Source organism: Rhodopirellula halodulae (assembly GCF_020966775.1).
GTDB classification, from domain to species: Bacteria; Planctomycetota; Planctomycetia; order Pirellulales; family Pirellulaceae; genus Rhodopirellula; species Rhodopirellula halodulae.
Map to the genome: position 1 here is coordinate 233,513 of NZ_JAJKFV010000010.1, position 22,970 is coordinate 256,482.

A 22,970-nucleotide genomic window follows, 5' to 3' on the forward strand; every position below is an offset into this window, starting at 1 on the left:
TCGTTCTCATCATGCCGCTGTCGATCATCCATTTCCCGCACCCGACACTGCGACACGTCAGTCGCCCCATCGTTCGCGTCGACGCCAAATTGAAGTCGATGGCGGAAGAAATGCTCGAGCTGATGTACGAGTTCGACGGCGTTGGGTTGGCGGCCAACCAAGTGGATCTGCCGCTGCGAATGTTCGTCTGCAACCCGACGGGGAAACGTGACGAGGGCGAGCCTTGGATCGTGCTGAACCCAGAAATTGATCGTCCCAAGGGCAACGACACGGCTCAAGAAGGTTGCTTGAGCGTGCCGGGGGTCTACGGCCAAGTCAAACGGCCCAAGTCGGTGCGATTGCGAGGCTTTGATTTGCAGGGCAACGACATCAATCAAGTGTTAGATGGCTTCATCGCCCGGGTCGTTCAGCACGAGGTCGATCACTTGGACGGCATCATGTTCTTCGACCGCATGGGCGAAGAAGGCTTGCGGGATTTGGAAGGACACCTCGACGAATTCCAAACCGACTACGCATCCAAACAAGGCACGGGCTCGATCGCCGACGAGGCGACTTTGGCGAAGCAACGTGCCGAATGGGAAACGATGTACACGGGTGGGACGACCACGCATGGCTGATTCGCTTCGCTTAGTCTTGATGGGCACCGGCCCGTTCGCGGTCCCGTCGTTCGAGGCCATTCGTCGACAGGCCGCCGAGAACGGTGATGAGATCGTGCGGGTCTACGTGCGTCCCTTGCCGCCGGTGAAAAGCCGAGGCGGCCCACCGCCACAACCCGTTCGCGAATGGGCCGAATCGCATGGTTTGCCGGTGGAGGCTCCCGCCAGCATCAACGACACGGACACGATCGCGGAGTTGGTGTCGCATCAAGCGGATCTGCTGGTCGTGTGCGACTATGGTCAGATTTTGAAGCCAGAAGCACTGGCCGCGGCGCGTTTGGGCGGAATCAATTTGCACGGATCGTTATTGCCCGCCTATCGCGGTGCGGCACCGGTGCAGCGAGCGTTGCTGTCCGGTGACGAGGAAACCGGAGTGTCGGTGATCCACATGACTCCCAAGCTGGATGGAGGCCCGATCGTTTCGGTCCGCAAGACGCCGATCTCAAGCGAAGAAACCTCTGGAGAGTTGGAGGTGCGTTTGTCGAACTTGGGCGTGGAGGCGACCATGGAATCCGTGGCGTTGCTTCGGGGGATTCCATCGCTCGACGATCATGGACCCCTGGGCGAGGTGCAAGATCCGGCAAAGGTTTCGAAGGCACCGCGATTGTCCAAGGCCGAAGCGGAGATCGATTGGACGATGACGGGCAAGCAGATCGATTGCTTGGTGCGAGGCATGCAGCCTTGGCCCGTCGCGTTCACCTTCGCTCAGGTGAAAGACAACAAGCCACCGATTCGCGTGGCAATTCGAAAGGTCACTCCGGTGAAATCGGAAGCGACCAACGACAAGCCACCGGGCAGCGTTGTCGAGCACGAAGAATTCGCGATCGCCTGCGGCGACGGCCACGTCGTGATTGAACGTTTGCAACCGGCGGGCAAGAAAGAAATGTCCGGCCTCGATTTCGCCCGAGGCCACCGCCTGGAACCCGGGCAAATGTTGATGGTGGGAAAAAGTTGAAAGGGATCAGGGCCACAGAGCCACAGGGTAGCGGCGAGGGTTGAGGGTTGTCGCGGAGCGCTGCGTCGGTCGGCGCCTCAGCGTAGGTTGGCCACTCCTGGCCGACGCCTGCTACATGCATCCAACCGTAGGTCCGGTTCCACCGGACACCACGCTGTACATTCCCTTCACTTTTCAAGCCAATCATTTCTGGCGAAACGTGCTGGCATGGGCTGCCGATGTCCGTTTGCAAGGCGATCGTTGCTGGAGACCTCGCTTTGTTCCAAAGCATCGGTCGGGACGTTATGTAAGACATGACCTACCGAGTGTAGAACAATGGTCCTCCATTGTTCCGCCGAGAGACGTTACGACCCGATCGATTGTTGCGTCGTTGTTCACACCCCACGGCCGGAGTTCCACTTCGCTGCTGAGGTCTGGCGGTTGAGATTGTCGCGGATCGCTGCGCGGTCCTGCGCCGTAGCGTAGGTTGGCCACTCCTGGCCGACGCCTACCACATGCAATCAACCGTAGGTCCGGTTCCACCGGACACCACGCTGTACATCCCCTCCAATCTCCAAGCCAGTCATTTCTGGCGAAACGTGGCGGCATGGGCTGCCGACGTCCATTTGCGAAGCGAGCAATGCTGGAGACCTCGCTTTGTTCCAAAGCATCGGTCGGGGCGTCATGTGAGACATGACCTACCGGGAGAACGATGGTCCTCCATTGTTCGGCCGAGTGATGTTCTGGCCCAAACGCAGCATCCGACCTAGTGCTCAGCACCAATTTCTTAGCACTCAGCACTCGTTCCTCAGCACTCAAAACTAGGCCCTCAGCCCTCTCCCACTGCCCTACGGCTGTGGCAATTCGCCGGGGTCGGCGGCGATGCCCGCGACGATGCGGTTGATCGCGTTTAGCATCGCCAAGATCGTGCTTTCCACACTGTCGGTGCTGACGCCCGTCCCGCGGTACGTCTTGCCTTGGTGCTCGACTTCCAGGTTCACTTCGCCGATGGCGTCACGTCCCAACGTGGCACTGCGGACTCGGAAGTCTTTGCAAACCACTTCGATGCCCGTGATCTTTTCGACCGCCCAGAACGCCGCGTCGATCGGGCCGTCGCCCTGTTCGACTTGTTCAGTGAAGTCTTGGCCGTCGCGTTGCAGGGTGACTCGCACCTTCGGGGTTTGGTCTTTCCCGCTGGTGACTTCGTAGTCGACCATCGTCCACTCGGGAGCCACCGTTTCGCTGATCTTCTGTTGGACCAACGCCACGATGTCACCGTCGTAGATCTCTTTCTTTTTGTCGGCCAACTCTTTGAAAGCCTCGAAGACTTCCTGCAGTTGTTCGCCGGTCAACGTCATGCCCAACTGCTTCGCACGATCGGCCAGCGCCGCGCGTCCGCTGTGTTTGCCCAGCACCAAATCGGTCTTGGTGAATCCGACTTCTTCGGGGGCCATGATCTCGTAGGTCGAACGTTCCTTCAGCATGCCGTCTTGGTGGATACCCGATTCGTGAGCGAACGCGTTGCGGCCAACGATGGCTTTGTTGCGTTGCACGTTGATGCCGGTGGTCTTGCTGACCAAGCGGCTGACGGGAACCAAGCGTTTGGTGTTGATGTTGGTTTGGCAGTGATAGAAATCCTGGCGAGTCTTCATCGCCATCACCAACTCTTCCAACGCCGCATTGCCGGCTCGTTCGCCGATGCCATTGATGGTGCATTCGATCTGTCCGGCGCCCGCTTCGACCGCCGCCAAGGAGTTGGCCACGGCCATGCCCAGGTCATCGTGGCAGTGCGTGCTCAAGACGGCTTTGTCCATGTTGGGCACTCGGTCGCGCAACATCTTGAAGCGGTCGTAGATTTCGCCGGGCGTGGTGTAGCCCACCGTGTCCGGCACGTTGATCGTGGTCGCTCCCGCATCGATGGCGGCTTCAACCACGCGGCACAAGAAATCATGCTCGGTCCGGCAAGCGTCCTCGGGCGAGAACTCCACATCGTCGCAGTGTGAGGCGGCGCGGCGGACACCGGCGACGGCGCGTTCGACGATCTCGTCGGGTGTCATTCGCAACTTAAATTCTCGGTGGATGGCGCTGGTGGCCAAGAACACATGGATGCGAGCTTGCGGGGCAGTCTTCAAAGCCTCCCAGGCACGGTCGATGTCCTTTTCCGCACAACGAGCCAAACCGCAGATGGTCGCCCCGCGAATCGTGGTCGCAATTTGCTTGACCGATTCAAAATCGCCCGGTGAAGCGATGGGGAAACCGGCTTCGATGATGTCCACGCCCAAATCGACCAGAGCCGATGCGACCTCGAGTTTCTCCGCCAAGTTCATGCTGGCACCGGGCGATTGCTCGCCGTCACGCAGCGTGGTGTCGAAGATCCGAATTTGGCGGTTGGTTTCAGTCATGGCATCTGGGTTCGGTTGGTCACTCATGGGACTACAAACTGGAATGGGAAAAGATAAACCTCGGAGCCCCGAAGTCGCACCCACCGCAGACCCAATCGGGCACAAAAAAACCCGAGTCGCGGTCAGTGCGGCCCGGGCAAATTCAATTCGGTGAAGTTGAGACGACTGTCGTTATGCGTCCACCAAGAATCCGCTCAGGCCGTTCGCTAGAAGGCCGAGGTCGAGATTCAGGAGGAGGCTAAGTCGTCCGCTCATGCCAAGACGATAGTCAGACGACGACGTCGGGGTCAAGGGTTGTGGGAGGGGAAAGGCTAAAGGGGAGCAGGGCCACAGGGAGGCAGGTGGTGTGCGTGAGGCTGGGTTGTGCTCTCGAGATTGTCGCGGATCGCTCCGCCGGTCCGCGTTCTTTCTCAACCCTACTCGTAGGTTGGCCACTCCTGGCCGACGCGCGCTTGGCCCATGGCAAACGCGCGTAGGAGACGCCGTCCGCTGGAGGACCTCGCAGCCACGTGCTTGCGCGACATGGCTGGTACTGGAGGCTCTCGCCATGCTGCAGCACCAATTTCTCCATTTTGCCCAACTGGGTTCACCGTCGCAGGTGACCAGGGGCGAGATGCGGGCTGGGAAGAAAAATTCGGTTCCCGACAAGTTTTCCACGACCGTCACTGCTCTTCGTCAGAGATTCACTAACTCTTCACCAGAGCTGGCTTTACGTCGGCCCTGAGGAGCCCAAAACGGTGTGGGGTTCATTTTGAGAGTCGCGCGCAAATCGAATCACGGGCGTGATTTAGGGCGGATCAAAAATCTTGATTGACACTTTCGAAGGAACCTCTAACATTCCGCACCGGTCGCCCACATGTAGTGCCTCAACGGCATGGAAACCACTACCGGTAGTGATAGCAAATCATTTTGCATCGATTTTGCGGGTCAAAGATCCGATATCGACCCTAGTCTCACTCAGTTGGTGGTTTTCGCTCACGGAAGAAGCACTCATCCGCGACTGGACCGCTCTTATTTTCAATTCGACGGGATCGGTTGTTTCGCGAGGACCGCGAAAGAGCAACATCCGGTGCACCGTCCACGGACGATCTCTTTAAGGAGTTTGTGACACGCTATGTCCACTGTTCTGCCCGAGTCGAACGCGACCTCCCGCACCCCCGCCAACGATCCCGCATTGGAAAAAGTCGACTCCGAGCACGGCGTCGAATACGCTCGCGGAAAGTTTGGGACGGCCTTGCGAGGCGATCGCGCCGGTTTGAAGTTCGAGGCAACTTTCTGCCCGGATGACGGACGCACGCCCTTTGCCACGACGAGCTGGGACCTGCGTTCGGCAGCCATCAAAGACGAATCGGGGAACGCCCTGTTCGAGCAAACCGACTGCGAAGTCCCCTCTTCGTGGAGCCAATTGGCAACCAACGTCGTTGTCTCGAAGTATTTCTACGGCGACCCCAGGAACCCACAGGAACGCGAACGCAGCGTCCGCCAACTCGTTCACCGCGTGACTCGCACGATCAGCGACTGGGGCCTGGCCGACGGTTACTTTGACACCCCCGAAGACGGCGAACGTTTCTATCGTGATTTGACTTGGTTGTGTCTGCACCAGCACGGTGCGTTCAACAGCCCCGTGTGGTTCAACGTTGGTCTGCATGCGCAGTACGACGTCGAAGGCGACATGTGCAACTGGCACTGGGACCGCACGCAAAACACGACGGCGCAGCCCGACAACCCTTACGAGTATCCACAAGGCTCCGCGTGCTTCATCCAGTCGGTCGACGACAACATGGAAGACATCATGCGTCTGGCGTGCAGCGAGGCGATGTTGTTCAAGTTCGGCAGCGGCACCGGAACCGACCTTTCGACCATCCGCAGCCAACGTGAAAAACTGTCCGGCGGCGGCACGCCATCGGGACCGTTGTCGTTCATGCGAGTGTATGACTCGATCGCCGGCGTGGTGAAGTCCGGCGGCAAGACTCGTCGTGCGGCGAAGATGCAATCGCTCAAAGTTTGGCACCCAGACATTCTCGAGTTCATCGAGTGCAAATGGGCGGAGGAAAAGAAGGCTCACGCGTTGATCCGCGAAGGCTACGATTCGAACTTCAATGGCGAAGCCTACGCCAGCGTTTGTTTCCAAAACGCCAACCTGTCGGTTCGTTTGACGGACGACTACATGGACGCCGTTCGCAAAGGCGAATCGTTCCAAACCCGCTGGGTCACGGACAAACCTGAAACCGAGCCACCAAGCTACGACGCCAAAGAGTTGCTCAACAAGATGGCCGAGTGTGCATGGCACTGCGGCGACCCCGGCGTGCAGTACGACACGACGATCAACAAGTGGCACACGTGCCCCAACAGCGGTGCGATCAACGCGTCGAACCCCTGTTCGGAATACATGTTCCTGGACGACACGGCTTGCAACCTGGCCAGCATCAACTTGATGAAGTTCGTTCAACCCGATGGATCGTTTGATCACAAACGTTTCCGCTCGGCTTGCCGTACGTTCTTCATTGCCCAGGAAATCCTGGTCGACCACGCCAGCTATCCCACCGAGCCCATCGCTCGCAACAGCCACAAATTCCGTCCGTTGGGATTGGGCTATTCGAACTTGGGCAGCGTGATCATGACGGCTGGGTTGCCTTACGACAGCGACGCGGCCCGCGGCATGTGCGGTTCGTTGACCTCGTTGTTGCACGGCGAAGCCAACCGCACCAGCGCGGAATTGGCCAGCGTTGTCGGGACGTTCGACGGTTACGCCGAGAACGAAGCTCCCATGCTTCGCGTGATGCAAATGCACCGTGACGCTTGCGAAGAAATCAACGACGACGGTCCAGCCGAGCTGAAAGAAGCCGCTCGCGAATTGTGGGACGGTGTGTTGGAAATCGGCGAGAAGTACGGTTTCCGCAACGCTCAAGCCACCGTGTTGGCACCCACCGGCACCATCAGCTTCATGATGGATTGCGATACGACCGGCATCGAGCCAGACATCGCATTGGTGAAGTACAAGCAACTCGCCGGTGGTGGGATGCTGAAGATCGTCAACCAAACCGTCAAACTCGGTTTGAAGACGCTCGATTACGATGCCGACACGATCGAAGAAATTCTGAAGTATGTGGACGCCAACGACACGATCGAAGGGGCTCCTGGTTTGAAAGACGAACACCTGGCTGTGTTCGATTGTGCTTTCAAACCTGCCAACGGCGTTCGCAGTATCTCCTGGCGTGCTCACATCACCATGATGGCAGCGGCACAACCGTTCCTGTCGGGTGCGATCAGCAAGACCGTCAACATGCCGACCGATGTGACTCCGCAAGACATCGCGGACGCTTACTTCTGGGGCTGGGAATTGGGACTGAAAGCCATCGCGATTTACCGCGACGGCAGCAAGCAGTCGCAGCCGCTGAACACGAAGTCGGACGAGAAGAAAGGCGAGGAAGCTTCCGCTGCAACGCAAGTCGAAACCGTCGAGAAGATTGTCTACAAACCTCGGCGTGAGCGTTTGCCCGACACGCGTCAAAGTTTGACCCACAAGTTCAGCATCGCTGGGCACGAAGGTTACTTGTGCGTGGGTCTGTATCCCGATGGTCGTCCCGGCGAAATGTTCATCACGATGGCCAAAGAAGGTTCGACCATCGGCGGCATCATGGACAGTTTCGGCACCGCACTTTCGATCGCGATGCAGTACGGCGTGCCATTGGAAGTCATCGTCAACAAGTTCAGTCACACGCGTTTCGAACCGATGGGGCACACGTCCAACAAGGACATTCGCATCGCAAAGAGTGTGGTCGACTACATCGCTCGTTGGTTGGGGCTGACGTTCATGTCGGGCAACGACCAGTACCCCGGCAGCGACAACGGTTCGCAATCCGCGGGCAATGGTCCGGATCTAACCAAGGCTCCCTCCGGTGCAACGTCGACCAACAACAGCCCCGTGATGGCGGAACTGCGTGCCGATGCCGGAGCCGCCGTGGCTTTGGTGGAGCGTGCAACGTTGTTGGCGAGTCTGCAGAATGGAACGAGCAACGGTCACTCCAATGGCCACGCTGCAAACGGTTCTGCGAATGGGGCGTCCGGCGGAGCGACCGCCGAGAAAGCGACCGATGGATTGGGCGGGCAAGCCGACCAGTTCTCACGCTTCCAAACCGACGCTCCCAGCTGTGACAACTGCGGCAGCATCACCGTGCGAAACGGCAACTGCTACCTCTGCCACAACTGCGGCAACTCGATGGGTTGCAGCTGATCGATCGGCACGCTCGCAAGAACTGTGACATCACCCAAAAGCCGGCGCTCACCCTCTGTGGGCGTCGGCTTTTTTCATTCGCCAAGCTGAGGTCTGGCGACAGTCGCGGATCGCTGCGTGGGTCGGCGCCTCAGCGTAGGTTGGCCACTCTTGGCCGACACCTACCACATACAATCAACCGTAGGTCCGGTTCCACCGGACACCACGCTGTACTTCTCTCCACTTATCAAGCCAATCATTGCTGGCGCAACGTGCTGGCATGGGCTGCGGGCGTTTATTTGCGAGGCGATCGTTGCAGGAGACCTCGCTTTGTTCCAAAGCATCGGCCGGGGCGTCATGTGAGACATGACCTACCGAGAGAACAAGGGGCCCCATTGTTCCGCCGAGCGACACAGCCAACTCGACCAAGGCATTCGGGGCGTCGTCGCCCGTTACTTACTGATCGTCCCAGTGAGATCAGGCCGGTGCGGGGCGACCGTAGTAGAAACCTTGAGCCAGGTCGAAGCCGATTTCTTGGCAGGCTTCGGCTTCTTCGATCGTTTCAATGCCTTCGGCGAGCGCTGAAATATCCAGGTCTTGCACCATGCTAACCAACGATCGCAACATTCGCATTCGGTTCTCGTCCGCGACACTCAAGCCGCGAATCAAACCAATGTCGAACTTGACGTAGTCCGGCCGGGCTTCGACCAATTCGGCCAAGCGTGCTTGCCCGGCACCGAAGTCGTCGTACGCCAATTGCATGTTGAGTTCTTTGAGCGTCGCATGCAGGCGTTGCATTTGTTTCGGGTTGGTGACGGCCGATTCGTGAATTTCCAAAACGATCTGAGTGTTCGACGCCATCGAGCGGACTTTGCACAACGAGTCGATCAGCGACTGGGTGTCTTCCATCTCTTTGGGGTGCGTGTTCACAAACAACGTCGGTGAATCTGGGATTTCACGTCCTTCTCGCAAGCCTTCCCAGCGAAGCATGCGGCTGAGTTCGACTTCCAAATTGAGTTGCTCGGCGGCATGGAACATTGCCCCGACGGACTCCAGCCCAAACACACTGCCGCGACCCAGAATCTCAAATCCGACTTGGCGAGCACCGGAAAGGGTCACGATGGGTTGGAAGTGAGGGCGAACCAGGCGTTGGCTCATCAAACGGTCGAATTGGACGAGCGCGAGGGCTTGATCGCAGACGTTTTCTGAAATGGTGCCGGCGGTCACCCCGGTTGGCGATTGGCGACGAACGCGAAAAGGAGCCTCGGCGAAGTGAATCAGATCTTCGTTTCCAACGAACGCGGTTCCTTCCACACGTTCTCCGTTCAAGTAGGTCCCGTTGGTGCTTTCCAAATCACGGACCATCAGTTTGCCGTCTTCGACCTTCAGCTCGGCATGGTTGCCGCTGACGGTGCGGAATTGCAGCTTCATTGCCACGCCCGACTTGCGGCCCACGATAAAGGGCTCTTGGTCGATCGGCGTGTGCTGCAGCGTATCGCCTGGTCCCATCGGTCCCGACAAGAACCACACGTCTTCACAGACGGCGGTGCTTCGTCGAAGCGAGTCGAGGGAGAGGCTATCAACAGAAGCCATGACAACAAATTCGTGAAGGATGAATGAAACGCGAACGGAGATTGAGGGGGCAAGACCTCGTTCTGCTGCAAAGCTAGGTCACTTGTTGTGTACATATGGACTGCACCCCAAGTTTTTCGCCGGAATTTCGCGACTGTGCTCGTTGTGACAACAAGCCCGCGGCCACGCATTCCGGTTGCAACGGTTGGGTGGCCTCATCGGTCCAGAGCCGGTGTGCGACGCCGCCCTGCGCAAGACCGCGACGTTCGAGAGACCAAGTAGCCGCCGTGCGTTAGCACCGATTGTTGAGCTCGTTTGCGGGGGCTGCGTTTCTCTGCGTTGGGGAGTCGATCGCGGAACAGTTGGGGGCAACGGTTCGACTCTGGTGTCCGAATTCTTGACGAATCCGGCTACGTTTGGCGTGTGGGTATTTATCCGAATTCTTGGCGAATCCGGCTACGTGTTGGCCGCATTACCCGTCGGTTGGCCACTCATGGCCGACATTCACCGCTCTATTACCTCCCGAATCCAGCTTCCTGTGGCCCTGTGGCCCTTTCCCCTCCTACACCCTGCTCCCCTTTCCGCTCCCATCCGCCCCCATTCCCAAAAAAGGTCAACCTGCACTCGGACCTCGTGATATCCTAAGATCACGTCGCCGGGGTCGCTTTGCGCGCCCACGGCAGACACTGCTTTTCTGTCGACGAAGGAATTCATCATGAGCCGGACGATGCAAGATTTCACGGATTTGCTGCTCCAACAGGGCGTCATCAGTCTCGATCAATTGTCCGAAGCGGAAGAAGTCGCCAAAAACACCGACGCGGACATCGGCGACGTCCTGATCAAAATGGAATACGCCACGCCCGAAGAAGTCGGGATGGCGGTCGCGAAATACCACAAAATCCCGTTCGTCGACCTCCGCAGCGAGCGAATCAGCGAAACGGTGATCGAATTGGTCCCCGAATCCGTCGCTCGGGAAAACACCGTTTTGCCGTTCAAAGAAGAAGACGGCGCCCTGACGATTCTCATCGCCGACCCCTTTGACCTCGAAACGGTCGAAAAGCTCCGGTTCATTCTGAACCGAAAGATCGAGACCGCCCTGGCACCCAAGGAAGCCATCAACGGGGCAATCAACCAGTACTACGGTCAGGTCGAAGGGGAATCGGCTGACTCGATGCTGCAAGAATTCACCGACACGGCCATCGACTTCACCGAAACCGAGTCGGACTCTGGCGGGGGGACCGAGGAAACGGTGGATGACAATTCCGCCCCCGTGATCCGGTTGGTCAATTTGATGATCGCCGAAGCCGTTCAGTTGCGGGCCAGTGACATTCACGTCGAGCCCTTCGAAGATCGGGTGCGAATTCGTTATCGAATTGACGGCCGTTGCGTGGAGCGGGAAGCAGCCCCCCGGCGGATGCTGTCGGCCATCATCGCTCGGATCAAGATCCTCTCCAAGATCGACATCTCTGAAAAGCGACGCCCCACGGACGGGCGGATCAAGATCACCGTGGGGGACAAGCAGCTCGACCTGCGGGTCAGCATCATCCCCACCAACCACGGCCAGTCCTGCGTGATGCGGTTGTTGGACAAGGACAACATCAAAGTCGGTACCCGGCAGCTTGGTTTGTCAGAACGCGACTTCCGGAACTTCAACTCCCTGATCCGCCGACCCAACGGGATCGTGCTGGTGACCGGCCCCACGGGGTCGGGAAAGACGACGACTCTCTATGCGTCGCTCAACGCATTGAACCGGCCCGACCGAAAGATCATCACGGCGGAAGACCCGGTCGAATACTACTTGCCCGGGATCAACCAAGTCGAAGTGAAGCACAACATTGGGCTCGACTTCGCACGCATCATTCGAGCCATGTTGCGGCAAGCACCCAACATCATTCTCGTCGGGGAAATGCGAGATCACGAGACCGCATCGATGGGAATTCAGGCTTCACTGACTGGACACTTGGTTTTCAGTACCCTACACACGAACGATGCGCCCAGTGCTATATCACGAATGGTGGACATCGGTGTACCATCCTACATGGTGGCGAGTTCCGTGATCGCGGTGCTGGCCCAGCGTCTGGTGCGGACGATTTGCCCCCGGTGCAAGGTCCGGTATCAGCCGCCGCAGAGCGTCATCGACGACTCGGAAATTCCACCGGAGATGCTGGCCCAGGCCGAGTTCAGCAAGGGCAAAGGTTGCACGTACTGCGGTCGTTCCGGCTACCGCGGCCGGATCGGGATCTACGAATTGATGCTGATCAACAACAAGCTTCGCGAATTGATGTTCAAAGGAACAACGACGAAGACGATTCGCGAGGAGGCCATAAAGAACGGCATGTCAACGCTTTACGCCGATGGCATGCTCAAAGTGATCCGGGGGATCACGACGTTCGAAGAGGTGCATCGTGTGGCCAAGAAAACAGAGCAAGAAGCACTCGCGCTCAGCCACATCTCCAAGGAACTGTCGTCGCTGTAATGCCCGCTCGTTCGGCGATCGTCACCCAGCCCGATTTCTTCGAACGCGGGCAGCGGACGTCATCGGCCCATTTCGCCTGTTAGCGACAGTGCATCCAAGCGACCCCGATTCGGGATGTGCCAGCGACCTCGATACTTCCCTGGCGGGTTGCGGTCGAACCACCCGCTTCGGATGCGGCCGCGAGCATTCTCGGCTCCCAACGCGAATTTCTTTGCCTTTGACGCTGTTTCACGCATAATGAGACCGTCTGGCACGGGAAATCACGACGCCAGGCGGCTCATCTGGGAACCTTTCCCATGACCGAACGATCTGGCGGGATGCCAATCGCTCTGACTTGGTTCGTTCTTGTCTGTTTGACGAATCATCCGGGGTGTTTTGGGCCCGTCGCTGCAATGGCCGATTGGCGGTGAAATCCGTCATTCGGCGTCGTCGGTCATCACGCTGAGCCGCTCCGGCACGCCCCTTCCCGCCACCGACGGCCTTTTCTATCCCATCGACTCACGCCCCTCTTTCCATTCCAGGCGTCCTCCATGGCCACCGTGCTGATCGACAAACTGCTGCAAGCTGCTGTGAAGCAAGGCGTTAGCGATATTCATATCGTCGTCGGGCAGCCGCCAGTCTTTCGATTGCACGGTCGAATGCGGAAGCTGGAAACGAAGACGTTGGAAGCCGAAGACAGCGTGGCGTTGATGAAATCGATCACGCCGGAACGTTGTCAGCGTGAACTCCAAGAGACCGGCTCGACCGACTTCGGGTTCGCGTTTGGCGAATTGGCCCGATTCCGGGTTTCGGTCTTCAAGCAGCGTGGCTTCATCTCCATGGTGCTGCGTCAGATCCCCAATGACAAATTGACACCCGAGCAACTCGGGCTTCCCGAGGCTGTCGTCAAAATGGTTCACCGCCCTCGCGGGTTGTTCCTGGTGACGGGACCGACGGGTTCGGGGAAATCGACCACGCTGGCATCGTTGATCAACCTGCTCAACGAGACCATCGACCACCACATCATCACGATCGAAGACCCGATCGAGTTCTATCACGAACACAAAGAATCGACGATCAACCAGCGGGAAGTCGGCGTGGATGTGCCGAGCTTTTCCGAAGCCATTCGTCGTGCGTTGCGGCAAGACCCCGACGTGATTCTGGTCGGCGAGCTTCGCGACCTCGAAACCATTGAAGCCGCGATTAGTGCGGCGGAAACCGGTCACGTCGTGTTTGGAACGTTGCACACGAACAGTGCTCAAGGCACGGTGAACCGGATCATCGACGCGTTCCCGGGCAACTTGCAGGATCAAATTCGGACCCAGTTGGCGTCAACGTTGATCGGCGTGGTGGCACAGACGCTGTTGCCCAAGATCGGCGGCGGTCGTTGTGCCGCTTACGAAGTGCTGAACGTCACGCCGGGGATCGCCAACCTGATCCGCGAAAACAAGACGTTCCGAATCAACTCGTCCATGCAGACCGGTGCCAAGTTTGGCATGCAGTTGATGGACGACGCCCTGTTCAAACACTGGAAAGCCGACCGGGTCACGGTGGAAGACGTGCTTGCCAAAGCTCACCGCCCCGACGACTTGGCCAAGCGAATCGTCCAAGCCCGCCAAGGCCTCGGCGACGAACCCATTCCGATTAAAGAAGACTGAAAAGCTGAAAGGGCCTCAGGACCACAGCTCCACAGTGAGAGCTTCCGACGGCCATCGTTGATGTATTCCCGCTCCTGTGGCTCTGTGCCCCTTTGACTCCTTACCACTCGTGACCCATGGCCCCACGTCGCATCGGACAGATCCTCGTTGACCTCGGTTTCCTCACCGATGATCAACTGCAAATTGTGCTCGACGAACAAGAGCAACAGCCAGGTGCGTTGTTCGGGAAAGTCGCCGAGGACATGCAGTTGATCACCGACGAGCAACTGATCCAGGCGCTCGCCGAACAAATGGGGATGCAAACGGTTTCGCTGGAGGACGCGAAACTGGAACCGGAGGTGATGGAGAAGATCAGCGAAACGATGGCCCAGCTGTATCGCTGCGTTCCGGTGCAGTTCGAAGACAACACGCTGACCATCGCGACTTGCGACCCACAGAACCTGAACATCCAAGACGAACTGCGGACGTTCTTGGGCTTTGAAATTCGGATCCTGGTCGCGACCGAGGCCGACGTTAACAAAACGATCACGAAGTACTACGACAGCGAAGCCGAAAGCGTCGAAAAGCTGGTCGCCGAACTGGCCGAAGACGAGGAACTGAAGGCCGCGGCAAGTCTGCTTGACAACGAGAAGTTCAACATCACCGACGCGGAAGCCTTGGCCGACTCGGCTCCCGTTCGCAAACTGCTCAACATGGTGTTGTTGCTGGCAATCAAGGACCACGCATCGGACATTCACTTCGAACCGTTCGAAGACGAATTCCGCATCCGGATCAAATCCGAAGGCGTGTTGTACGAGATGGTTCCGCCGCCACGTCACCTCGCGTTCGCAATCACGACTCGTATCAAAGTCATGGCGAACCTGGACATCGCCGAACGACGGATGCCGCAAGACGGTCGCATCGAGTTGATGGTCGGTGGTCACCCGGTCGACCTTCGGGTGTCCGTGTTGCCGACCATCTTTGGCGAATCGACGGTCATGCGAGTGTTGGACCGCTCGGTGGTCAACCTGTCGCTGGACAACGTCGGAATGAACGAGGAAACCATGGAGCGTTTCCGTTCGGCGATTGACCGTCCCAACGGCATTGTCTTGGTGACGGGCCCAACGGGTTCGGGCAAGACCACGACCTTGTACTCGTCGCTGTCGGAACTGAACGACATCAGCGAGAAACTGATCACCACCGAAGACCCGGTGGAATACGACATCGACGGCATCATTCAAATTCCGATCGACTCGGACGCGGGCGTGACGTTCGCTTCGTGTTTGCGAGCGATTTTGCGTCAGGATCCGGACACGATCCTGGTCGGGGAAATTCGCGATTTGGAAACGGCCGAAATCGCCATCCAAGCCGCGTTGACCGGTCACTTGGTGTTCAGCACGTTGCACACGAACGATTCTCCCAGCACGGTCACGCGTTTGACCGACATGGGAATCCAGCCCTTCATGATTTGCGCGACGGTCGAAGCCATTTTGGCTCAGCGATTGGTGCGTCGGATCTGCACCAGTTGTCGTGAGAAGACTCGCGTCAGCAGCGATCTGCTGATGGAACTCGGGATGACGCGTGACGAAATCGAGTCCACGGATTACTTCAAAGGTGTCGGCTGCGAGAAGTGCAACAACACGGGATACAAAGGCCGGATCGCGCTGTTCGAGTTGATGGTGCTCAACGACACGATTCGCGAAATGATCATGCGAAACGCCAGCACCGACGAACTGCGTGACCAAGCCCAAAGCGACGGAATGATCATCCTCCGCGAATTCGGAATGAACCTCGCGCGAGACGGCATCACCACCCTCGACGAAATTGTCCGGGAGACCGTCGTCGACGGTTAGTGAAGTGAAACGGGGGCAGGGCCACAGTGAACCAGACAATTTGATGTGAACGGCTGAATCGCAAACGCTAGTTCGATGCGGAGGCGTTTAGAGAAAGAGCTGAAATGAATGGCGAGCACATTTGAGGATTTGGAGGTTTGGAAACGCGGTTGTCGGCTTTCGGTTTCAGTTTATGAACTGCTCGCCGAATGTCGTGATTTCGGATTGAAGGACCAAATGCAGCGGAGCGCGGTCAGCATCCCTTCGAACATTGCGGAAGGTTACGAACGAACACCAAAAGACTTCATTCGCTTTTTGATCATTGCCAAAGGCTCGTGTGCAGAGCTTCGAACTCAGCTTTACATCGCAACTCGAATCGATCTGATTTCCACTCAACAATCTGACCAGCTCATCGACGAATCAAAGCAAATTTCACGAATGTTGCAGGGGCTAATCAACAACCGGCAGCAGCAACTTGCGAATCAATGACATGACTGACCTTTAAATCACAATCCTCTGTTCCTGTTGGTGTTGTTGCCATTCGTGCTGACACGCTAACGACGAGATAACCGAAAACCTAAGCCTGTGGCCCTGTGTTCCTGCGGCCCTTTCAACTTTTGTAGCAATCCCATGCCGACTTATACCTTTGAAGCGATGGACGCGACCGGACAAGAGATCCGGGACGAAATCGATGCGGCCAACGAGGACGAAGCCCAAACCACCATCCGCCAGATGGGCTACTTCGTCACCAAAATCGCGGTCAAGAAACAGTCCGGGACGGCGGCGGCTGCGGGCGGTGGCAAAAAACGTCCGTTCGCGATCGGTGGTGCAAAGACCAAACACGTTTGTGCGTTCACGCGTCAGTTGTCGATCTTGCAAGACGCCGGTCTGCCGATTCTTCGCAGCCTGAAGATTCTGGAAGGCAACCAGAAACCGGGCAAGCTGAAGAACGCCTTGATGGACGTTTGCGACGAGATCGAAGGCGGTGCGACGTTGTCCGAAGCGATGGCGAAGTGCCCGAAAGTCTTCAGCCGGCTGTACGTCAACATGATCAAAGCTGGTGAGGCCGGTGGTGCTCTGGAAACGATTCTCAACCGTTTGGCTGACTTCCTTGAATCCGCCGAATCGCTGAAACGCAAAGTCAAAGGGGCGTTGATCTACCCGGTGATCGTGGTCTTGGTCGCGACGTTGATCCTGACCTTCATCATGTTGTTCATCGTTCCGACGTTCGAAAAGATGTTCGACGAGTTCGGGCTGACCCTGCCCGCACCGACGATGTTGTTGATCGCCATGAGCAACTACATCGCCGGGTACTGGTTCCTGCTGATCGCGATGCCGGTCTGTGGTTTGATCCTGGTCAAGCTGATGAGGAAATTCAAACAGGGGCGGATTGGATTTGACATGTTCATCATCCGAGTACCCATTTTTGGTGCCCTGATCGAAAAGAACATTCTGGCTCGGACCACGCGGACGCTGGGGACACTGATCAGTTCCGGGGTGCCGATTTTGGAAGCCCTGAACATCACGCGGGAGACGGCGGGCAACGCCATGTTCGAGCGCATGTTCACGGGCGTCAGCAATCAAATTCGCGAAGGCGAGGTGATCAGCAAACCGCTCAAGGAATACTCCGTGCTCGGCTTCCACCCGATGACCGCGATCTTCTGGGCGCTGTTCGGTTCGTTCCCCGGCATCATGGTGATGAGCGTGGCACTGACGAGCAAAGGCAGCAAGCTGGACAAAGGCGGCATGGTCGAAACGTTGACCTTCATGGCGCTGTACATGATCGCCGGTGGTGCCGTGCTGTGTGTGCTGTTCTACCTGACCAAGATCAAAGGCCGTGTGGTCGATGACCTCGTCGTCAACATGGTCGACGTGGGTGAAGAGACCGGTGAGCTGGACACGATGCTCTACAAGGTTGCCGACACCTACGACGAAGAAGTCCGCATCATGACCGATGCACTGACCGCATTGATGGAACCGTTGATGATTGTGTTCCTGGGCGTCGCGGTCGGTTTCATCGTCATTAGTTTGTTCATGCCGTTGGTCGAGTTGATCTCCGGATTGACCTGACCGAAGCGGCGAAGGCGTGGGTGGTTGCCTCGAAACGTTCGTGTCCGCGACACGGCGTGGCCGGCAATCATTCAGGCGACTTCGCACGCGGTGGATGACTGGCCGGATTCGGTCGGGCATCACGAGCGTGCGAAAGAAAATGCACGGCCGCGCAGGACCGCGTGGCTGGTAACCCGAGGAAACCATTTCGCTGAATCCTTTTCACCGAAACCCTTTCAATCTGAATTCAGACTTTGGCGTGGGATGCAGCCGACCAGGTGGCATCCTTTCCGCCGGTCCCTTTCCCTATCCAGTTCCGAGAGAAGCGATGAACGCTCGATCCAACCCTCCGCTGCCAAGCCGCCTGGCACCGACCTCCCGCTCCGCCTTCACGCTGGTGGAGATTTTGGTCGCGATCAGCATCATTGGCATTCTCTCTGCGATTCTGATTCCTGCCGTTACCAATGCCATTCGTCGCGCTCGAGTGACAAACCTACGTTTGGAAGTCACGGCACTTGAGCAAGCGTTGGAGCAGTATTCGCAAAAACACGGGGAGTACCCACCTGATTTCTCAAGCTGGGCAGTGGTGCAGCGTCACTACCGAAAAGCGTTCCCGCGTATGTCCACGAACGACACGACTTTGCTTTACAACCTGCTTCACAACAGTTCCGGTGTCTATCAAGCGGCTCAGTTGGATCGCAGTGAGGTTTTAGCTTGGACGCTTGGTGGCTACAGCGATGACGTGCAGCGGCCATTCACTGGTCCCGGTGGGCCTTTGGCTTGGAGCGGGGACGGCACGAACACATACGGCGACTCAGCAGTCACTGATACTGACCGACAAGACCCAGCCAACTTTCAGGTCAATATTGATCGCCCGAATGCATTCATGGACTTCGATCCAGCGCGGCTTGACTACAACGAGGTGAATGCGGGGGCAGCGCTTGCTGGTGCAAACCGACGTATGTCGAGTGACGGAGATCACTTTTTGGCCTATCTGACTGCTTCAGATGGTGCTCCTTATGTCTACTTCGATTCGCGGACTTATTCGCTGTACGATGCCGCTCAATCGGACTTCAATGGCTACGGATCAACCACTTTTGGCTACGTTCGCCCGTATCTGACAACGAATCCAAATACCAATACGTCAGGTGCGAACTACGCCAGCACCGCTGATGCTCTTGCTGGGTGGCAGTTCGTAAACCCTAACACGTTCCAGATTGTCTGTGCCGGCCTCGATAACAACTTTGGGGCATACGCTTCGCACACCATCAGCAGTAATACCTACCCGCTTTATTACCAGTATCCAACTGGCAATGCGATCGTTCCTCGTCCGGGTGTCGCAACTCCCGCCGACTTGTTTGTCAGTGGTGCTACCAAATACCAAGAGTCGGAGTTCGGTAACAACGAGCAGTATCCGGCCGACAATATCACCAACTTCAGTGGCGGCGCGGTGGTAGATGATCTTCCCTGATCTCAGAGTCGGGCAAAGAGTAGGTCGTTTACAGACCATTGTGTTTTAAAAGGTGTGCTTCGAATGAAACCAGGCAAACAAACGAACGAAGGCTTCACGCTCGTCGAGCTGATGGTCGTCATGGTTGTGATGTCCATCATGGGCGGGATGATCATGGTTGCGGTGCAGGGTGTCACTGAAAGTGCCCGGTCGTCACGCACACGTACCATCATTGAACTGCTGGATGGGATCATTCAAGAGAAGTACGACTCTTACAAATACCGAACACTGCCGGTTGAGATTCCTGCAGCAACCTACGCGAGCAACGCGGGGACGACTAATGGGGATGGGGATGTAATGCTTTCGTTTGAGGTGCTTGGGACGGAGGCGGCCAGAGTCCGATTGAACATGATTCGGGATCTGCAACGAATGGAGATGCCCGACCGATACTCAGATTTTCAAACTGCCCCGGCAAGCATTTGGGGCGCAGCCAACCCTGTTCTTGCAAAGCAGTCGACGGAGCAGATCGTGGCTACTCGAGCGGATAAGTCGACACGTCGTCCGTTTTCGATGTCTTGGTACACAAGTGTTGGGGGCGCCGTACCTTCTTTGGTGCAGTCGTATGAACGACGGGTGACTGCTACTGCCACCGACGAATACCAAAGCGCTGAATGTTTGTATTTGATTATCTCGACGTCTTACGCTGGTGGGACGCCAGCGATCGATGCTATCCCGACCAGTAACATTGGTGACATCGATGGCGATGGGATGTTTGAAATTCACGACGGTTGGGGCTATCCCATCGGTTTCATTCGGTGGCCGGTTGGTTATCAAGACACTGCTGGAGTCCTGGATATCTCGAATCCAGATGAGTTCGATCTGTTTCGTTCGGATCTGTATTACACGGTTGCGACGCCTCCCGCCCCATCTTCTGCAACGGTGTTACCGGCTGTTGACGTGAACACGGGAACTGTGAATGCACCATGGGCGTTGAAGCCTTTGATCATTTCTCCGGGAGAAGATGGCGTGTTCGGAATCGCGTTTGATCCGATCAATAGTTCTGGAACCGCATTAGCCGCCTACGATTACACGCACTCCGATTGGGCATGGCCGAAAAATGCGGCAAATATGGGAGACGAGCACCAAGGGAGAGGTTCGTCGGACTACGACTGGGTAGACCCCTACTGTCGGCGGTTCATCGCTGATAATGACCCTGGTATTCTCAATCGCGGGAGCGGGTCTTATGCAGCCGACACTGAACGTCGTTTGCCAGGTGAAGAGTTGACCGGCGGGGAAAACGAAGCTCTTGCTGACAACATCACGAACTTCTCGTTGCAGGTGGCTCAATGATACTAGCAGCGAAAATTCAAGACCCCTGGAACAGAGTCAGCATCCGGCATGCGGTCCGCAACGGTTTGACGTTGGTCGAGCTGTTGATTGTGATGAGCGTGTTTTTGTTGGTTTCGGCAATCGCTTTGCCTACATTCCGCAATCTGATCAGCGACCAGAAGGTCAGCCAGACTTCTCGAACCATTGTTGCCTACTTGGACGAGGCGAGGAGTCGTGCAATCGCGGAAGGTCGCTTCGTCGGGGTGCGGATCGATCGATACAGCAACGATGCTTCCGTTGATTTCCGAACATCGGCAGGTGGACGTCTGCGTCAATTGATTGGAGTTCCGCCGTATTCAGGAGAGGCCGCCAACTCTCGTGTCCGATTCAACTATCCAACCTCTGGTGCGACGACAGCGACCTTGGAGTTTTCCGGCGTCGATAACCAACTGCTAGTGTTGTACACGGACACGAATTCGTCGCTCTACAACAAGAAAAACGCACCTGTCAAAACTGGTGATTGGATCGAGCTGCCTGGAGGAAGGTATTTCCAAATCAACTTCACCTCGTACGACAATCTCACGGACACGGTGACAGCCACAATTGATTTAAATTCGACACGTTCTGGAACCGCAACGTTCCCTGTTATCCACGAGCCGCTTCACGACTCATCGGTGAAGTATAAGATTCACCGAGCGCCAGTTATCTCGACAAGTCAAAGTCTTGTCTTTGGTCGCGGCATTGTTGTGGATATGAACTATTCCGGGATCGGGATTGACGGCAATCAGTTTGCTCCACAAAGCGCTGTCGCGAACCAATCCATTGACATTGTTTTTGGACCAGACGGCCGTGTTGAGTATGCGTCTTCCGATTCGATAGGAACTCGATCGCTTCCAAGTGGAATGATCTATCTCTGTGTCGGTGAGACGGATGGGGTCCAGCCTTCCACACCTTTCAACAGCGATTCACGAACACCGGCCAATTTGATGAATTCGGATTCGGTTTGGATCGTGATCAATCCTTCCACGGGACGCTCCGTCGTCGCGCCAAATGCTGCCGTGAATTCGACGGCTTCCATGGCCGCGGCCTTGCGCGAAGGACGTTCACTCGCCAGCCTTTCGGACACACTGGACGCAAACCCATGATGCATCGAATTTCAAACGGTCAGCGAGCAGCGGTCACCTTGGTGGAGGTGCTGTTTGCGATCGGCGTTGTCATGATCGGTTTGCTTGGACTGCTGTCCGTGATGCCGTTGGCGGGACGCCGTGCGCAAGATGCAGTGTCGCTCAGTGTCGGAGCCGAAATGGCGGACTCTATCACCAAAGATGTTTTGATTCGGAAGTGGCTGGGTAATGGCGATCTTCTCGATATGGAAGGGACCCCCAACGTCATTGAGTATGACTTCGCCGCGAATCGTCTCCAGACAGTGGGGGGTACGCTTTTGCGTGGTATCTGTATTGATCCACTCTACTGTGCTGTGCAATCAGGTTCGGGGACGACATTCAACGGGTACGACAATCGCGTTTTTCCTTACTACATCGCAGATCATGATCCGCTCTTGAACCCTGCGGATGCTGACACCACATGGGATCCACCTGGAACCTTCCCGTGGCCAGCAGGAACAGCAGGTCCCGCTCCAAGGTTGCGACGTGTTGGTTTGCGACAAAGCGGAACAGTAACGCCAATCAGTGCAGAGCTTGCGCGGACGATCATTGAGAGCGCAAATGATCTGATTGTCAGTCAGCCCAATGACACGACGTTGCCCGCACGGCTCACTGGGTTGAATTCCGGTGAAACGGAATACGGAAAACGGATTCCATCGGGCGAATACAGTTGGTTTGCCACTTTGACCCCATCGCAGAATGAACGATTTGCTAGCTTGTCGATCGTCGTCCTTCGTAATCGAGTCGTCGATATCGATTTTCCGACGGCGGCACTTACGCCACCCATCATTCCGGAGATGAACGGGATGAGTGAACGCGTTGCGATGGTGACTTACGCATCTGGGTTCTCAGGCGGTGCCGGCGGAACAGTTCGATTGACGTCGTCAATTACCACGTCCTCTGATGTCGTTCCGAACGACTGGATCATGCTTTCCCGTCGAGTTTCCGCGACGGAGGAGGTGCATCGTTGGTACCGAGTGGTTGCTATCCACAAAGATCCGGAAGAGCTGTACGCGTATAGCAATACGGAGCTGGAAAATGGAGGTGCGGCATTACCTGCGCCGAATACATCATATAGCTGGACAGACACTGATCGCAGGGGAGAAAAGCTTTGGCGCCGTCAGATCATGTTGGATGGTCCAGACTGGGAATTCGGCTACACGTCAGACGGATACGCCGATAGCAATTTCTTCGACAACACGTTTGCGACAATGGTGCAGGGCGTTGTTTCGGTATCCGAACAATTGATCCCGTGGACTGACTTGTAGCGTTTCAGCA

Annotated in this window: 14 protein-coding genes; 12 read left to right on the forward strand and 2 right to left on the reverse strand. The window is 56.8% G+C overall.

What is annotated here, in order from left to right; all coding sequences use genetic code 11:
- Positions 1-11: 11 nt before the first annotated feature.
- Entirely contained in the window at positions 12-617 is a 606-nt protein-coding gene (def, locus tag LOC70_RS08495) for a peptide deformylase (RefSeq protein WP_230253176.1), read from the forward strand.
- Positions 610-1,611 (forward strand): methionyl-tRNA formyltransferase, encoded by a 1,002-nt coding sequence (gene fmt / locus LOC70_RS08500; protein ID WP_255715775.1) that lies wholly within the window; start codon positions 610-612, stop codon positions 1,609-1,611. Before def ends, fmt begins: the two co-directional genes overlap by 8 nt.
- A gap of 827 nt (positions 1,612-2,438) precedes the next feature.
- On the opposite strand, the gene LOC70_RS08505 is transcribed toward fmt, so the two are convergent.
- Complete coding sequence (locus LOC70_RS08505; protein WP_315857222.1) at positions 2,439-4,019, reverse strand: 2-isopropylmalate synthase; 1,581 nt, start codon at positions 4,017-4,019, stop codon at positions 2,439-2,441.
- Positions 4,020-5,106: 1,087 nt separating this feature from the next.
- On the opposite strand from LOC70_RS08505, the gene LOC70_RS08510 reads away from it, so the two are divergent.
- Positions 5,107-8,226 carry a vitamin B12-dependent ribonucleotide reductase gene (locus tag LOC70_RS08510; RefSeq protein WP_230253179.1) on the forward strand — a complete coding sequence of 1,040 codons (3,120 nt, stop codon included), beginning with the start codon at positions 5,107-5,109 and terminating at the stop codon, positions 8,224-8,226.
- A gap of 456 nt (positions 8,227-8,682) precedes the next feature.
- On the opposite strand, the gene LOC70_RS08515 is transcribed toward LOC70_RS08510, so the two are convergent.
- Positions 8,683-9,798 (reverse strand): EAL domain-containing protein, encoded by a 1,116-nt coding sequence (locus LOC70_RS08515; protein WP_230253180.1) that lies wholly within the window; start codon positions 9,796-9,798, stop codon positions 8,683-8,685.
- 694 nt (positions 9,799-10,492) lie between these two features.
- Between LOC70_RS08515 and LOC70_RS08520 the strand changes: the two genes are divergently transcribed.
- The 9 genes from LOC70_RS08520 to LOC70_RS08560 all read left to right on the forward strand — a co-directional run bounded on the left by LOC70_RS08520 (position 10,493) and on the right by LOC70_RS08560 (position 22,960).
- A complete protein-coding gene (locus tag LOC70_RS08520; protein ID WP_230253181.1) occupies positions 10,493-12,253 on the forward strand; it encodes a GspE/PulE family protein in 1,761 nt (586 codons plus the stop codon).
- Positions 12,254-12,783: 530 nt separating this feature from the next.
- Positions 12,784-13,890 (forward strand): type IV pilus twitching motility protein PilT, encoded by a 1,107-nt coding sequence (locus tag LOC70_RS08525; protein WP_230253182.1) that lies wholly within the window; start codon positions 12,784-12,786, stop codon positions 13,888-13,890.
- 116 nt (positions 13,891-14,006) lie between these two features.
- Positions 14,007-15,722: a GspE/PulE family protein gene (locus tag LOC70_RS08530; protein ID WP_230253183.1), complete on the forward strand. Its 1,716-nt coding sequence runs from the start codon at positions 14,007-14,009 to the stop codon at positions 15,720-15,722.
- 108 nt (positions 15,723-15,830) lie between these two features.
- Positions 15,831-16,190 carry a four helix bundle protein gene (locus tag LOC70_RS08535; RefSeq protein ID WP_230253184.1) on the forward strand — a complete coding sequence of 120 codons (360 nt, stop codon included), beginning with the start codon at positions 15,831-15,833 and terminating at the stop codon, positions 16,188-16,190.
- 141 nt (positions 16,191-16,331) lie between these two features.
- Entirely contained in the window at positions 16,332-17,771 is a 1,440-nt protein-coding gene (locus LOC70_RS08540; RefSeq protein ID WP_230253185.1) for a type II secretion system F family protein, read from the forward strand.
- A 307-nt stretch (positions 17,772-18,078) separates the two neighbouring features.
- Positions 18,079-19,221, forward strand: a complete 1,143-nt coding sequence (locus LOC70_RS08545; protein ID WP_230253186.1) for a type II secretion system protein — start codon at positions 18,079-18,081, stop codon at positions 19,219-19,221.
- Positions 19,222-19,284: 63 nt separating this feature from the next.
- Positions 19,285-20,550 carry a prepilin-type N-terminal cleavage/methylation domain-containing protein gene (locus LOC70_RS08550; protein WP_230253187.1) on the forward strand — a complete coding sequence of 422 codons (1,266 nt, stop codon included), beginning with the start codon at positions 19,285-19,287 and terminating at the stop codon, positions 20,548-20,550.
- Positions 20,547-21,674, forward strand: coding sequence for a prepilin-type N-terminal cleavage/methylation domain-containing protein (locus LOC70_RS08555; RefSeq protein WP_230253188.1), 1,128 nt, complete (start codon positions 20,547-20,549; stop codon positions 21,672-21,674). Before LOC70_RS08550 ends, LOC70_RS08555 begins: the two co-directional genes overlap by 4 nt.
- A complete protein-coding gene (locus LOC70_RS08560; protein ID WP_230253189.1) occupies positions 21,671-22,960 on the forward strand; it encodes a type IV pilus modification PilV family protein in 1,290 nt (429 codons plus the stop codon). The genes LOC70_RS08555 and LOC70_RS08560 overlap by 4 nt, the downstream gene beginning before the upstream one ends.
- Positions 22,961-22,970 lie beyond the last annotated feature (10 nt).

Excerpts from the sequence above, each read along its gene's own strand:
- LOC70_RS08535 (WP_230253184.1), top strand. The coding sequence starts at position 15,831 with ATGGCGAGCACATTTGAGGATTTGGAGGTTTGGAAACGCGGTTGTCGG.
- LOC70_RS08530 (WP_230253183.1), top strand. The coding sequence starts at position 14,007 with ATGGCCCCACGTCGCATCGGACAGATCCTCGTTGACCTCGGTTTCCTC.
- LOC70_RS08515 (WP_230253180.1), bottom strand. The coding sequence starts at position 9,798 with ATGGCTTCTGTTGATAGCCTCTCCCTCGACTCGCTTCGACGAAGCACC.
- LOC70_RS08525 (WP_230253182.1), top strand. The coding sequence starts at position 12,784 with ATGGCCACCGTGCTGATCGACAAACTGCTGCAAGCTGCTGTGAAGCAA.
- LOC70_RS08545 (WP_230253186.1), top strand. The coding sequence starts at position 18,079 with ATGAACGCTCGATCCAACCCTCCGCTGCCAAGCCGCCTGGCACCGACC.
- def (WP_230253176.1), top strand. The coding sequence starts at position 12 with ATGCCGCTGTCGATCATCCATTTCCCGCACCCGACACTGCGACACGTC.
- LOC70_RS08520 (WP_230253181.1), top strand. The coding sequence starts at position 10,493 with ATGAGCCGGACGATGCAAGATTTCACGGATTTGCTGCTCCAACAGGGC.
- LOC70_RS08540 (WP_230253185.1), top strand. The coding sequence starts at position 16,332 with ATGCCGACTTATACCTTTGAAGCGATGGACGCGACCGGACAAGAGATC.
- LOC70_RS08555 (WP_230253188.1), top strand. The coding sequence starts at position 20,547 with ATGATACTAGCAGCGAAAATTCAAGACCCCTGGAACAGAGTCAGCATC.
- LOC70_RS08510 (WP_230253179.1), top strand. The coding sequence starts at position 5,107 with ATGTCCACTGTTCTGCCCGAGTCGAACGCGACCTCCCGCACCCCCGCC.
- fmt (WP_255715775.1), top strand. The coding sequence starts at position 610 with ATGGCTGATTCGCTTCGCTTAGTCTTGATGGGCACCGGCCCGTTCGCG.
- LOC70_RS08560 (WP_230253189.1), top strand. The coding sequence starts at position 21,671 with ATGATGCATCGAATTTCAAACGGTCAGCGAGCAGCGGTCACCTTGGTG.
- LOC70_RS08550 (WP_230253187.1), top strand. The coding sequence starts at position 19,285 with ATGAAACCAGGCAAACAAACGAACGAAGGCTTCACGCTCGTCGAGCTG.
- LOC70_RS08505 (WP_315857222.1), bottom strand. The coding sequence starts at position 4,019 with ATGAGTGACCAACCGAACCCAGATGCCATGACTGAAACCAACCGCCAA.